Origin of the sequence: Plantibacter sp. Leaf314 (assembly GCF_001423185.1) — a bacterium.
GTDB lineage: Bacteria > Actinomycetota > Actinomycetes > Actinomycetales > Microbacteriaceae > Plantibacter.
The window spans coordinates 297138-310042 of sequence record NZ_LMOB01000003.1 but is presented as its reverse complement, the minus strand read 5'-3'; the positions used below and the strand labels follow the sequence as shown (position 1 = coordinate 310042).

General features: G+C 70.3%; 10 protein-coding genes. 4 read left to right on the top strand and 6 right to left on the bottom strand.

Features of this window, described 5'->3' with window-relative positions:
• The first annotated feature begins 37 nt into the window (after window positions 1-37).
• Window positions 38-1498 (top strand): aldehyde dehydrogenase (NADP(+)), encoded by a 1461-nt coding sequence (locus tag ASF68_RS17565; protein ID WP_056014199.1) that lies wholly within the window; start codon window positions 38-40, stop codon window positions 1496-1498.
• A 796-nt stretch (window positions 1499-2294) separates the two neighbouring features.
• Here the strand turns inward: ASF68_RS17565 and ASF68_RS17560 are convergent.
• The 6 genes from ASF68_RS17560 to ASF68_RS17535 all read right to left on the bottom strand — a co-directional run bounded on the left by ASF68_RS17560 (window position 2295) and on the right by ASF68_RS17535 (window position 9237).
• Window positions 2295-3557, bottom strand: a complete 1263-nt coding sequence (locus ASF68_RS17560) for a hypothetical protein (RefSeq protein WP_056014197.1) — start codon at window positions 3555-3557, stop codon at window positions 2295-2297.
• Window positions 3554-4918 (bottom strand): Gfo/Idh/MocA family protein, encoded by a 1365-nt coding sequence (locus ASF68_RS17555; protein ID WP_056014194.1) that lies wholly within the window; start codon window positions 4916-4918, stop codon window positions 3554-3556. The genes ASF68_RS17560 and ASF68_RS17555 overlap by 4 nt, the downstream gene beginning before the upstream one ends.
• Window positions 4919-4992: 74 nt before the next feature.
• Window positions 4993-5865: a PmoA family protein gene (locus ASF68_RS17550; RefSeq protein WP_056014189.1), complete on the bottom strand. Its 873-nt coding sequence runs from the start codon at window positions 5863-5865 to the stop codon at window positions 4993-4995.
• Window positions 5866-5929: 64 nt separating this feature from the next.
• Window positions 5930-7243, bottom strand: coding sequence for an ABC transporter substrate-binding protein (locus ASF68_RS17545; protein ID WP_082498792.1), 1314 nt, complete (start codon window positions 7241-7243; stop codon window positions 5930-5932).
• Window positions 7244-7361: 118 nt separating this feature from the next.
• The gene (locus ASF68_RS17540) at window positions 7362-8288 is read right to left on the bottom strand and encodes a carbohydrate ABC transporter permease (RefSeq protein ID WP_082455582.1); all 927 of its coding nucleotides are present in this window, start codon (window positions 8286-8288) and stop codon (window positions 7362-7364) included.
• Window positions 8281-9237, bottom strand: a complete 957-nt coding sequence (locus ASF68_RS17535; RefSeq protein ID WP_056014187.1) for a carbohydrate ABC transporter permease — start codon at window positions 9235-9237, stop codon at window positions 8281-8283. Before ASF68_RS17535 ends, ASF68_RS17540 begins: the two co-directional genes overlap by 8 nt.
• 358 nt (window positions 9238-9595) lie before the next feature.
• Between ASF68_RS17535 and ASF68_RS17530 the strand changes: the two genes are divergently transcribed.
• Genes ASF68_RS17530 through ASF68_RS17520 form a run of 3 tightly spaced genes read left to right on the top strand, consistent with a single transcriptional unit; the run spans window position 9596 to window position 12854 of the window.
• Window positions 9596-10756: a Gfo/Idh/MocA family protein gene (locus tag ASF68_RS17530; RefSeq protein ID WP_056014719.1), complete on the top strand. Its 1161-nt coding sequence runs from the start codon at window positions 9596-9598 to the stop codon at window positions 10754-10756.
• Window positions 10753-11940 carry a dihydrodipicolinate synthase family protein gene (locus tag ASF68_RS17525; RefSeq protein ID WP_056014184.1) on the top strand — a complete coding sequence of 396 codons (1188 nt, stop codon included), beginning with the start codon at window positions 10753-10755 and terminating at the stop codon, window positions 11938-11940. Before ASF68_RS17530 ends, ASF68_RS17525 begins: the two co-directional genes overlap by 4 nt.
• The gene (locus ASF68_RS17520) at window positions 11937-12854 is read left to right on the top strand and encodes a sugar phosphate isomerase/epimerase (protein WP_082498791.1); all 918 of its coding nucleotides are present in this window, start codon (window positions 11937-11939) and stop codon (window positions 12852-12854) included. The genes ASF68_RS17525 and ASF68_RS17520 overlap by 4 nt, the downstream gene beginning before the upstream one ends.
• Window positions 12855-12905 lie beyond the last annotated feature (51 nt).

Sequence of the window (12905 nt, the reverse complement as noted above, 5' to 3'; positions counted from 1 at the left end):
CGTTCCGCCGACACCACACCACTCCCGAGGAGTCATCATGACCACCAACACCGCCAGCACCACCACGACCGTCGATGAGGCCGCGTCACTCGCCGCCACGGCAGCGCCCCTGCTTGCGGCCTCGTCACCCTCGACGCGCGCCGCCTGGCTCGAGGCCGTCGCCGACGCCCTCGACGGGCGGGGCGACGAGCTCGTCGCGCTCGCCGACGAGGAGTCCCACCTCGGGACCGCGCGACTCACGGGCGAGGTCGCGCGGACGACCGGCCAGCTGCGCCTGTTCGCGACCGTCCTGCGCGACGGCGCGTTCCTCGAGGTCGTCGTCGACCACGCCGACGCCGCCGCCACCCCGCCCAAACCGGAGCTGCGACGGATGCTGCGACCGACCGGCCCGGTCGCCGTGTTCAGCGCCTCGAACTTCCCGTTCGCGTTCTCGGTCGCCGGCGGCGACACCGCGTCGGCGCTGGCCGCCGGATGTCCGGTGATCGTGAAGGCCCACTCGGCGCACCCGCGGCTCTCCCGACTGACCGCGGGGATCGTCACCGAGGCGTTGCGCGACGCCGGTGCACCCGAGGGCACGTTCGCGCTCGTCGAGGGTCGTGAGCAGGGCACCGCGCTCGTCCAGCACCCGGCGATCACTGCGGTCGGGTTCACCGGCTCGCTCGCCGGCGGCCGGGCCCTGTTCGACCTCGCCTCACAGCGGCCGGCGCCGATCCCGTTCTACGGGGAACTCGGCAGCACGAACCCGGTCGTGATCACGGCGGCGGCGCTCGCCGACGGTGCCGAGGCCCTCGCGCGCGGGCTGGCCGGATCGTTCACCCTCGGGGTCGGTCAGTTCTGCACGAACCCCGGCCTCGTCCTCGTGCCTGCCGGCAGCGGGTTCGCCGAACTCGTCGCCGACGCAGCGAGCGGCACGGCTGCGGGGCGCATGTTGACGCCCGGTATCGCCGACGCCTACGCGAGCGGTACTGCTCGTGCCGCCGCGCACCCGGGTGTGCGCACGCTCCTCGGTGGCGACGCGGGAGCGCCGGAGTCGGGTGTCGCGACGGTCCTCGCGACGACCGCCGTGACCGTGCTGGAGGACCCGGCGGTCCTGCTCGAGGAGATCTTCGGACCGGCGACGCTCGTCATCGAGTACGCCGACGAGACGGAGCTGCACGCGGTCCTGGCTGCAGTGGGCGGCGCGCTGACCGCCACCGTGCACGCGGCTGCGGACGAGGACGTCGCCGAGCTGGTGTCGCGGCTCGAACCGCTCGCCGGCCGGGTGCTCTTCGGCGGCTGGCCGACGGGCGTCGCGGTGGGCTGGGCGCAGCACCACGGTGGGCCATGGCCGGCGACCACCTCCCTCCACACCTCCGTCGGGGCGACCGCCGTGCGCCGGTTCCAGCGTCCGATCGTCTACCAGGACGCCCCCGAGCACGTCCTCCCCGAGGCGCTCCACGAGTCGAACCCGCTGCGTCTCCCCCGCCGCGTCGACGGCGTGCTGGAGCTCCCCGCCTGACCGGCACCCCTCACCTGACCGCCCCCCTTCCCTCACTCAGGACTCCTCCGGCGTGCCGACCCCCACCAGGCCCGACACACCGCAGCTCTCCTGAGTAAGGGACACCCAGCCAACCCGCCCACTCCACCCCACCCACCCGTGTTCACAACTCAGGACGCCCCCGGCGCGCCACCCGCCGGAACCCCCGTCCCGGGCCAGACACCCCGCACCCCTCCTGAATTGTGAACGCACCACCACCACATCACCCACCACCGTCCCTTTCTCAGGACTCCACCGGCGTGCCGCGCTCACCAGGCCCTGACACACCGCAGCTCTCCTAAGTTAGGGACAGACAATCCACCCAATCCCACCCACCCGTGTTCACAACTCAGGACGCCCCCGGCGCGCCACGCACCGTAACCCCCGTCCCCGGCCCGACACCCCGCACCCCTCCTGAATTGCGAACGCACCACCACACACCGCCCACCACCGTCCCTTTCTCAGGACTCCTCCGGCGTGCCGACCCCCACCAGCCCCGACACACCGCAGCTCTCCTGAGAACGGGACAGACAATCCACCCAATCCCACCCACCCGTGTTCACAACTCAGGACGCTCCCGGCGCGCCACCCGCCGGAACCCCGTCCCGGGCCCGACACCCCGCACCCCTCCTGAATTGCGAACGCACCAGCACCACCGTCCCTTTCTCAGGACTCCTCCGGCGTGCCGACCCCCACCAGGCCCGACACACCGCAGCTCTCCTGAGTTGGGGACGAGATGATGTGCGGGTCGAGAGTCGGGGCAGGCGCGGCAGGCAGGTCAGGCGAGAGCGACAGTGAGCCAGGCGCGCAGCTCGGCCTGCATGGCGACCGACCACCGGTGCGGTTCATCGTGGAAGGTGCCGGTGTACGCGCCAGGGCGACCACCGGCCCGGTACCGCTCCGTGAGGATCGCATGCGCGTCGTGCATGCCCGCCAGCCCGAAGAGCTCGTCACGCTCGGCGTACTGCACGAGCAGCGGGAGCGCCGGACGGAGGGCGGCGAGCGCCGGCCAGTCTCCGACGCGGGAGAGCCCGGGCGACAGGAACGACCAGGAGTGCTGATCCGCGTGCCCGTCGAGGACCCCGGCGAACGTCGACATCATCGCCACCACCCCGGCGGCGCGAATGCGATCGTCCATGGCCGCCAGGAGGACGGCCCTCGCACCTCCGCCGGACAGCCCGAAGCACCCGACGGCGTCGGCACGGACACCGGTCGCGGCAGCAAGCTGATCGAGCGCGATGAGGTCGTCGCGGAGGACGAGGCCGGCGAGCGAGGTGCCGAGCACGCCGAGTTCCTTCGCGAGCTGGGGTTCGTTCGCGGCGGTGAGCAACTCGGACCGCTGCCCGGGCGTCACCTCGGCGGCCGCCGCACCGTCCCGGATCGACTCGGCCCGTCGACCGGCGAGCTGCAGGTCGACGCTCCGATGGAACCGGTCGGCGATCGCTTCGTCCGGTGTGCGCCGGGATCCCCAGCCGAAGGCGTCGTGCACGAGGACCGCGAACCCCTCACGGGCGAGGTCGGATGCGACGGCGCGGCCGCCGTAGTAGCGGTCGCGGAACGCCTGCAGTTCCTCGCGGGCGACCGTCGGCGTGCTCGGGACGCCGTCAGGGCCGTCGGCGAGCTTCTCCCGCCCCACCCGGGTGAAGCCGCCGTGATCGTGCAACGCCAGGACGCCGGGCAGCGCGCCCGTCTCGCCTGCCGGCCGGAGGAGCCACGCCGAGCTCGGCGCTCCGAACCCCGTCGACCAGCGGAGCTCGACCCCGTCGACACCGTCGCGGGTCCACTCCACGAGCCGCTCGGCGGGTTCCGCGATCCGCGGGCGCGGCAGGAGCCCGAGGACCTCGGCGAGGCGACCACGCGTCGCGGCGAGCGACCCGATCCCGGAGCCGACCTGGCCGCCCGCCTCGCGCGATCGGTCCGCGAGCGCCCGCAGCGCGGGGTCGCGGCCGGGTGCAGGCGCCAGCGAGCGCACCTCGACACGCTCGGTGACCGGGAGGTGCTCGCCGGCCGGGACGGACTCCGCGCCCGGCCCGACGCTCATGGCGCGATCGTCGCCACCGGACGACCGGTCAGCAGCGACTCGTTGCCGGCGATGCCGACGGAGATCGCCCGCACGCCGTCGTCGTACCCGGCGGGGCGTCCCAGCTCGTCCTCGGTGATGCGGTCGAACAGGTGGCGCAGGAGGTACGCGTCACCGCCGCCGTGGCCACCGACACCCTCGGGGATCGGGATCTCCTCGGCCTCCTCCCAGTGCCGCTGGAGCACCAGGCGCTCACCACGCGAACGCACCGGACGGCCCGTACCGGCTCCCGTCCCAGCCCCCGCACCGTCCGCGTGCAGGCTCGGGTCGAGGACGACGCGGCCGTCGCTCCCCACGAGCACCGCAGCGCGTTCGACCACCTCGAGTTCGGCGCGACCTTCCGTCCCGTTGATCGCGACACGGTACCCCTCCCACGGCGCGTGCGCGTTCAGGGAGTAGCTGAGCGAGGCGCCGCCGTCGTAGTCGACGAGGACGGACAGGTTGTCCTCGATGCTGATCCCGGGCGAGAACACGTCGCGGTCGCGCAGGTAGCCGTCGTGCTGCTCGGCGTCGAGGTACAGCGACTCGAGTCGTGGGTCGTCCCGGAGGTCGAGGACGAACGGGTCGGACGACCGCCCACGAGCGGCCGCCTCGGTGTCGTCGGGCACCGACCCGCGCTCCGGTCGTGGACCAAGGCCTCGCTCGGCGGCATTGGCGTCGCCGTAGAACCGCAGGCCGCCGGACGCGTACACGGAGGCAGGCCGCGCCCCGATCCACCAGTTGACGAGGTCGAAGTGGTGGGAGGCCTTGTGGATGAGCAGACCGCCGGAGTGCTCCTTCTCGCGGTGCCAGCGGCGGAAGTAGTCGGCCCCGTGGACGGTGTCGAGCACCCACTCGAAGTGCACGCTCGTCACCCGGCCGATCCGGCCGTCCTGCACGATCCGCCGCAGCTCCGAGTTGCGTGGGCTGTAGCGGTAGTTGAAGGTCGTCACGACGTTCCGGCCGCTCTCCGCGACCGCCGCGGCGATCCGTTCGACGCCCTCGCGGTCGATCGTGAGGGGCTTCTCGACGATGACGTCGGCGCCCGCGAGGAGCGCTCGCGAGACGATGTCGGCGTGGGTGAAGTCCGGGGTCGTCACGATGACGCGGTCCACGCGCTGTTCGGTGATGAGCCGTTCCACGTCGTCGGGGCCGTAGCGGGCGGGCAGTGCCACGCCCTGCTCGGCGAGCAGACGCTCGTAGTGGTCGATCCTGCCCGGGTTGCTGTCGCTCCAGGCGACGAGTTCCGCGACGTCGGCGTGCGGGCCGACGATGGCGTCGAGGTACATCTGGGACCGGTGTCCGGTGCCGATGAGGGCGTAGCGTTCGCGGGTCGTGGTCATGCGCGATGGTCCTTCCGGGTCGGTGCTGCGGTGGCGATGGCGGCGGGCGGAACACGACCGCCTCCCACCACGGGTCAGGCGGGTGAGTTGCGACGGAGGGCGTCGCGACCGGATCGGGCGAGTGATGCCGCCCGGCCGTCGGCGCCGTCTCCGTCGGCGATGACGACCGCGTACCGGAACCCGAGGGTCTCCTCGTCGCGGAACGGCAGCTCCTCGCTGAAGAACGGCGCGGGGCAGAGGCCGGCGAACTCCTCGGTCCTGGCGAACCACTGCGGTGGGTGCGCCGGGTTCCGTTCGTCGTCGACCATGACGACGCTCGAGGCCGCCGCGGTGCCGTCCTGCAGGCCGGTGAAGCCCATCCACGCGTGTCTCGTGCCGCGGAGTTCGTCGCCGCCGCTGCCGTCGGGCGTGTGGAGGGTCCCTCCGGTGAACGAGCGCGGACCCCGCCAGAAGAAGCCGCCGTAGCCGGCGTTCTCCCGACCCTTCGTCGTCGGCGAACCGATCGACAGCTCGCGACCGGAGACGTTGCGCATCCGGGTCTCGAACGTCAGCGTCCAGGCGTCGGCGACCGGACGCACCGTCAGGAAGCGCTCCTCGTCGACGATGCGCCGACCGCCCTCGGTGATCCACGCGAGGGTGTGCGCGAACCTCGCTTCATCGGGCTCTGCGCTGACGGCCGTGACCGCGACGTGCTCGGAGCGGCCGTTGTTCTCGAGCTGCTCGTAGGCGGTGCCGGTGAACGTCGGCCCGCCCCAGAAGTTGTCGTCGCCGACGTGCGGCAGCGCCCAGGCGAACCCGGTGTGCCACACGTGGTCGTGCGGTCGTGCCAACGTCACGAGGGCGCCGCCCGCGGTCCGCACCGGGTGGAGGTACGGCTTGGGCGACTCGCGCTGGACGGTGTCCGGGCGGTAGGTGTACCGCAGGATCTCGACGCCGTCGAGGTGCACGGTGACGGCCGAACCGACCTCGTGGGTGAGGGCGAGGCCCGTCGACGGATGGGCTGGTGCCGGGTCAGCCCGCGGCGACCGCGGCCTTCAGGTCCTTGATGAACCCCTCGGCAGCCTGGTCGGGCGTGTTCTTCCCGAACAGCACCTGTTCGGTGTACTGCTTCACGAGCGCCTCGATCGCGCTGCCACCGGCGGGCGTGACGGTCGGCGGCTCACCGATGTCGTCGGCGAGGCCGTCGAGGAACTCCACGACCGCCTGGTCCGTCTCGGCCAGCTTCGGCGTGATGTACTCGCGGATCTTCGTGTTCGCCGGGACACCACGCTCGGTGAGGAGCGAGTCGGCGGCCGTCTCGCTGTTCGCGAGGAAGTCGATGAACAGCGCGGCTTCGGCCGGGTGGGCGGTCCGGGCGGACGCCGACCAGTACATCGACGGCTTGTAGTAGGCGGAGCCGTCGGCGCCGCCGTCCACGGTCGGGATGCGCAGCAGCTCGAGCGGCGAACCGCTCGCCTCGGTGAGTGCCGTCAGCTGGCTGTTCCACCAGGGGGCGAACGCCGCGGCGTTGGTCGCGGTGAAGGACTCCGCCAGACCGCCGGCCTGCTTCTCGACGATCGCCGAGGCGGACGGCGTCGCGCCGTCGTTCACCAGCTCGAGGAGGTAGCTCCACCAGGACGCGAGCGTCTCGGGCTTGATGGAGACCTCGCCCTTGTCGTTGTAGAGCTCGTCGCCGTGCTGGCGTGCCCAGTTGTTCAGGCCGCCGTCCTCGAAGCCGAAGGGCTGGAACCCGTAGATCGATCCGCCACCGGCCGCCGACACCTGCTCGCTCAGCGCGGTGAAGTCGTCCCAGGTCCAGGTCTCGTCGTCGGGCATCTCGATGCCGGCCGACGCCAGCAGGGTCGGGTTCACCACGATGGAGTAGCTCGTGATGCCGGACGGCACGCCGTAGAGCGAGTCGTTGACGGTCCCCGAGGTCAGCGTCTCCTTGGGGAAGTCGCTGAGGTCGAGCTGGTCGCCGACGGTCTTGAGGTCGAGCAGTGCACCCCGGTCGCCGTAGGTGGCGATGTACTTCTCGTCCATCTGGATGATGTCGGGGGTGTCGTTCGCCGCCGTCTCGGTGGCGAGCTTGTCCCAGTACCCGGCCCAGTCCGTGAACTGGGGCTCGATGGTGATGTTCGGGTACTCCTTCTCGAAGGCCGCGATGACCTCCTGGGTGGCCGCCGTGCGGGCGTCGTTGCCCCACCAGGTGAACCGGAGGGTGACGGGCTCGTCGGACAGTTCGGTCGCGGCGTCGCCTCCGGCGCTGCAACCGGCGAGGAGGAGCGCGGCGACGGCTCCCGTCGCGATGAAGCCGGCGGCTCTGCCGTGCTTGCTGATGCTCATGCTGTTCCCTTTCGAATCGATCGATGCGGATCCGGTGTCGCTGGATCCGGTGCTGCTGGGTCTGGTGCTGGTCGGGCTGGTACAGGTGTTCCGGTGCCGTCGGTCGGTGAGGACCGCGTCACTTGCCGCCGGTCGTCGCGATGCCCTTGAGGAGGAACCGCTGACCGAAGAGGAAGACGAGGAAGATCGGGAGGAGCGACACGACACTCATCGCGAACATCGGCCCCCACGAGGTCGACGATTGCGCGTCCATGAAGGCCCGCAGCGCGAGCGGCACCGTGTACATCTCGGGCTTCGTCAGGTACAGGAGCTGGCTGAAGAAGTCGTTCCACGTCCAGATGAAGGTGAAGATCGCGGTGGTCGCGAGCGCCGGGACCATGAGGGGCAGGATGATGACGCCGAAGATGCGGGGGTGGCCGCAGCCGTCGATGCGGGCGGCCTCGTCGAGCTCCTTCGGGATGCCGCGGATGAACTGGACCATGAGGAAGACGAAGAACGCGTCGGTCGCGAGGATCTTCGGCAGGATGAGCGGCAGGTACGTGTTCACGAAGCCGAGCTGGGAGAACATGATGTACTGCGGCACGATGATGACGTGGATCGGCAGCATCAGCGTCATGAGCATCGCCGCGAACCACCACCGTTTGCCGCTGAACTTCAGCCGGGCGAAGGCGTACGCCGCCATCGAGCAGGACACGAGGTTGCCGACGATGCAGCCGAGGACGATGAGCACCGAGTTCAGCAGGAAGACGTGGAACGGTTCCGAGAGGGTGTTCCAGCCCTCGCTGTAGTTGCTCACCTCGAAGCTGTCGAGGACGATGCCCGGGTTCCGGAAGATCTCCTCTGTGGGGCGGAGCGAGGAGACGACGAGCCAGATCACCGGGTAGAGCATGATGAACCCGACGAGGATGAGCCCGACGTGCTTCAGCACGGACTTCCAGGGCGACCACCCGCGTGCGCGGCGGTACTGGCGTTCGGCCTGCTTGGCCTCGCGACTGCGGTTCTTGCTGTCCGTCGTGATGGACCGTGTGGTCAGCGTGTCAGTCATCGTAGTTCACCCAGTATTTCGAGGCCCAGAAGTTGATCGCGGTGAAGACTCCGATGATGAGGAGCAGGAACCAGGCCATGGCCGAGGCGTAGCCCATGTCGAAGTTCGAGAAGCCGCGGTTGTAGAGGTACAGCGTGTAGAACAGCGTCGAGTCGGCTGGGCCGCCCGTTCCGCCCGACACGATGAAGGCCTGCGTGAAGGCCTGGAACGCGTGGATGATCTGCAGCACGAGGTTGAAGAAGATGATCGGCGTGAGCAGCGGCAGGGTGATCTTGGTGAAGCGCTGCCACTTCGACGCCCCGTCCATCTGCGCCGCCTCGTGGTACATGACGGGGATCTGCCGGAGGCCGGCGAGGAAGATCACCATCGGCGCACCGAAGGTCCACACGTTGAGCGTGATGAGGGTGGAGAGGGCCGTCGACGGGTCGGCGATCCAGCTGCGTCCTTCGATGCCGAAGATCGCGATGAACTGGTTCACGAGGCCCTCGCCGCCGAACACCTGCTTCCACAGCACGGCGATCGCGACGGAGGATCCGAGGAGCGACGGCAGGTAGTACACGGATCGGTAGATCGCGAGGCCGCGGAGCCCGCGGTCGAGGAGCGCCGCGAGCGCCAGTGCGGCCGCGAGTTGGAGCGGCACCGAGACGAAGACGTAGACGAAGGTCACGCCGAGCGAGTTGTGGAGTCGCTCGTCGCTCATCATCCGGATGAAGTTGTCGAACCCGATGAAGGTCGGCGCCTGCAGCAGGTTGTACTTCGTGAAGGACAGGGCGAGCGAGGCGACCATGGGGCCGACGGTGATGACCGCGAGGCCGATGAGCCAGGGCAGGAGGAACAGGTACGCCGCCTTGTTGTCGCGGCGGTTGTCCTTCTTGATGAAGGCCTTCTCGGCCGCGGTCTGTGGGCGCTTGCCTGCGCTGAGCTTGCGGAGCTCGCCGAGCGCGCTCACCGAGTGCCCCTCGTGAACGTCGTCCTGGGCGCCGTTGCAACTGCACGGTACACGTCGGACCTCCTTGTCGATCGTCGTTGATGACACTGCCGGAAAGCGTTTCCCGGCTGAGCTGCATCAAGTTCTATCACGGCCCCGACGACCGATGCAACGATTCATCCGGCATCGTTACGCGAATCCGGATCGGTTCCGCGGCGATCGCAGGAATCCCTTGCCACGTCGTCGCCTCTCGTTCTACAGTGACCGGTAAACGCTTTCCTGACGGCATCGTCGCCGCAGGGCTACAACGCGATCGAGAGAAAGAGCCACCGTGTCAGAGCAGACCATCGGGATCATCGTCAACGGCGCCACCGGGCGCATGGGCTACCGGCAGCACCTCGTGCGGTCGCTGCTCGCGATCCAGGAGCAGGGCGGCGTCCAGCTCTCCGACGGCAGCCGTCGTCAGATCGAACTCATCCTCGTCGGCCGCAATCAGGCGACCCTCGACGAACTCGCCGCGAAGCACGGTGTCGAGCACACCTCCACCGACCTCGACGCGGTGCTCGCCGACCCGCGCTGGGACATCTACGCCGACTTCCTCGTCACCAAGGCCCGCGCGACGGCACTCCGCAAGGCGATCGCCGCCGGCAAGACGATCTACACCGAGAAGCCGACGGCCGAGACCTTCGAGGAGGCCCTCGAACTCGCGCGCCTCGCGGCCGAGGCCGGCGTCAAGAACGGCGTCGTGCACGACAAGCTGTACCTGCCCGGCCTCCGGAAGCTCAAGCGACTCATCGACTCCGGCTTCTTCGGCCGCATCCTCTCCGTGCGTGGCGAGTTCGGCTACTGGGTGTTCGAGGGCGACTGGCAGCCGGCCCAGCGCCCCAGCTGGAACTACCGCTCCGAGGACGGCGGCGGCATCGTCGTCGACATGTTCCCGCACTGGAGCTACGTGCTCGAGAACCTCTTCGGCCGGGTCGAGTCCGTCTACGCGAAGGCGACGACCCACATCCCGGAACGCTTCGACGAGCGCGGCTCGGCCTACGCGGCGACCGCGGACGACGCCGCCTACGGCATCTTCGAGCTGGAGGGCGGTGTCGTGGCCCAGCTCAACTCCAGCTGGACCGTCCGCGTCGACCGCGACGAGCTCGTCCAGTTCCAGGTCGACGGCACCCACGGTTCCGCCGTCGCCGGGCTGTTCGGATGCAAGGTGCAGCCGCGGAACGTCACCCCGAAGCCGGTGTGGAACCCCGATCTCGCCGACGACCACGACTACGCGGCCGACTGGCAGGACGTCCCGACGAACGACGTGTTCGAGAACGGCTTCAAGACGCAGTGGGAGGAGTTCATCCGCCACGTCGTCGAGGACGGCCCGTACGAGTTCGACCTGCTCGCCGGCGCACGCGGCGTACTGCTCGCGGAGCTGGGCCTCGAGAGCTCTCGCTCCGGTCGTCGTCTCGACCTGCCGGAGGTCACGCTCGGAGCGGGCGACGGCTCGGCCGACGAGCTCGCGTCCCTCGAAGCGTCGGTCGCCCGATGACCAGCGTCCGCCTGCTCTCGACGGAGGGCGAGGTCACGTCCCTCGACCTCCGCGAACCGGTCGCCGCCACGCGCCCCACCGCCCCGCTGTCGAGTCGCACCGCATACGCCGCCGCGCACGTCGTGCCGAAGGCCTGGGCCGACAACGTCCCCGGTGCCCCGGCGGACCTCGACTGGGATGCGACCCTTGCCTACCGGCACCACGTCTGGTCCTTCGGCCTCGGCGTCGCCGACGCGATGGACACCGCCCAACGCAACATGGGGCTCGACACGGCCGCCACCCGTGAGCTGATCACGCGGAGCGCCGCCGAGGCCGCATCGGTGGGCGGGGCGCTCGTCGTCGGCGTGAACACCGACCACCTCGCCGAGGAGCAGGTCTCACTCGACGCGGTCACCGACGCCTATCTCGAACAGCTCGCCTTCGCGGAGGACGCCGGGGCCGGGACGGTCCTCATGGCGAGCCGGCACCTCGCCCGGGCAGCGCAGGGTGCCGACGACTACCGTCGCGTCTACGACCGCGTCCTGTCCGCGGCGCAGTCGCCGGTGGTCCTCCACTGGCTCGGCACCGCGTTCGATCCGAGCCTCGCCGGGTACCTCGGGTCCACGGACGTCGCAGCCGCCTCGGACACCCTCCTGCGGATCATGGCCGACAACGCCGACCACGTCGCCGGGGTCAAGATGAGTCTGCTCGACGCGGACGCGGAGATCGCCGTGCGCCGCCGACTCCCGTCCGGGACCACGATGTTCACGGGCGACGACTTCAACTACGTCGACCTCATCGCCGGCGACGAGCAGGGCCACTCCGACGCCCTGCTCGGCGCGTTCACGGCGATCGCCCCGGCGGCCTCCGCGGCGATCCAGGCCCTCGACGCGGGCGACCCCGCCGGGTACGAGCGGATCCTCCGCCCGACCGAGGCCCTGTCCCGTCAGATCTTCGCCGCGCCCACCTACTACTACAAGACGGGCATCGCCTTCCTCAGTTGGTTGAACGGGCACCAGCCGGCGTTCTCGATGGTCGGTGGTCTGCAAGCGGCTCGGAGCATCCCGCACCTGTCCGAGATCGTCCGCCTGGCCGACGCCGCCGGCGCACTCGAGCACCCGGAGCTCGCCGCCGAGCGCTGGACGGGCCTGCTGCGTACGGCCGGGGTCGTCGGCACGCTGACCACGGCGGGAGGAGCCCGATGAGCACCACCACCCTTCGACAGACTCAGGAACCGGTGAGCGGCGGCACCACCCCGCACGCGCGACTCTCGATCAACCAGGCGACCATCAAGTACGCGACCCTGCCCGAGGCGGTCGCGGCCGTCGCTGCCGCCGGCGTCACGAGCTTCGGCGCCTGGCGGGAACCGGTGCAGGAGTACGGCGTCGCCGCGTCCGCCCGACTCCTCACCGATGCGGGCCTGCGCGTCTCGAGCCTCTGCCGCGGCGGGTTCTTCACCATGCCGGAGGGCCCGGCCCGCCGCGCCTCGATCGACGACAACCGCACGGCGGTCGACGAAGCCGCAGCCCTCGGCGCCCCGGCCCTCGTCCTCGTCGTCGGCGGCCTCCCCGAGGGCTCCCGCGACATCGTCGGCGCCCGCGAACTCGTCCGCGACGCGATCGGCGAACTCGCCGACCACGCCCTCGAGTCCGGGGTCCAGCTCGCCATCGAACCGTTGCACCCCATGTACGCGTCGGATCGCGCCGTGGTCTCGACGCTCGGTCAGGCGCTCGACATCGCCGAGCAGTTCGCCCCGGAGGCGGTCGGCGTCGTCGTCGACACCTTCCACCTCTGGTGGGACCCGCAGGTCCTCGAGCAGATCGCCCGAGCGGGCGCGACCGGCCGGATCTCCAGCTACCAGGCCTGCGACTGGGCGACCCCACTGCCCGCGGACGTCCTCCTGGCCCGGCACTACCCGGGCGACGGCGTCGTCGACTTCGCCTCGCTCACCCGGGCCGTCGAGGTCGCCGGGTACACCGGCGACGTCGAGGTCGAGCTGTTCAACCAGGAGATCTGGGACGCCCCGTTCGACGCGGTGGTCGCGCGCACCGTCGAGACGTTCCGGTCGGCGGTCGTCCCGCACCTCGATCCCCCTGATGCCGCGGATCTCCACCCCTGATCCCCACGGCCGCGCTGTGGCAGAGTGTGTCTCAGCAGCCGCCAGTACGAA

What these genes read in the sequence shown, in the direction of transcription:
- ASF68_RS17565 (WP_056014199.1), top strand. Translation starts at nt 38, where the DNA reads ATGACCACCAACACCGCCAGCACCACCACGACCGTCGATGAGGCCGCG.
- ASF68_RS17560 (WP_056014197.1), bottom strand. Translation starts at nt 3,557, where the DNA reads ATGAGCGTCGGGCCGGGCGCGGAGTCCGTCCCGGCCGGCGAGCACCTC.
- ASF68_RS17555 (WP_056014194.1), bottom strand. Translation starts at nt 4,918, where the DNA reads ATGACCACGACCCGCGAACGCTACGCCCTCATCGGCACCGGACACCGG.
- ASF68_RS17545 (WP_082498792.1), bottom strand. Translation starts at nt 7,243, where the DNA reads ATGAGCATCAGCAAGCACGGCAGAGCCGCCGGCTTCATCGCGACGGGA.
- ASF68_RS17540 (WP_082455582.1), bottom strand. Translation starts at nt 8,288, where the DNA reads ATGACTGACACGCTGACCACACGGTCCATCACGACGGACAGCAAGAAC.
- ASF68_RS17530 (WP_056014719.1), top strand. Translation starts at nt 9,596, where the DNA reads ATGGGCTACCGGCAGCACCTCGTGCGGTCGCTGCTCGCGATCCAGGAG.
- ASF68_RS17525 (WP_056014184.1), top strand. Translation starts at nt 10,753, where the DNA reads ATGACCAGCGTCCGCCTGCTCTCGACGGAGGGCGAGGTCACGTCCCTC.
- ASF68_RS17520 (WP_082498791.1), top strand. Translation starts at nt 11,937, where the DNA reads ATGAGCACCACCACCCTTCGACAGACTCAGGAACCGGTGAGCGGCGGC.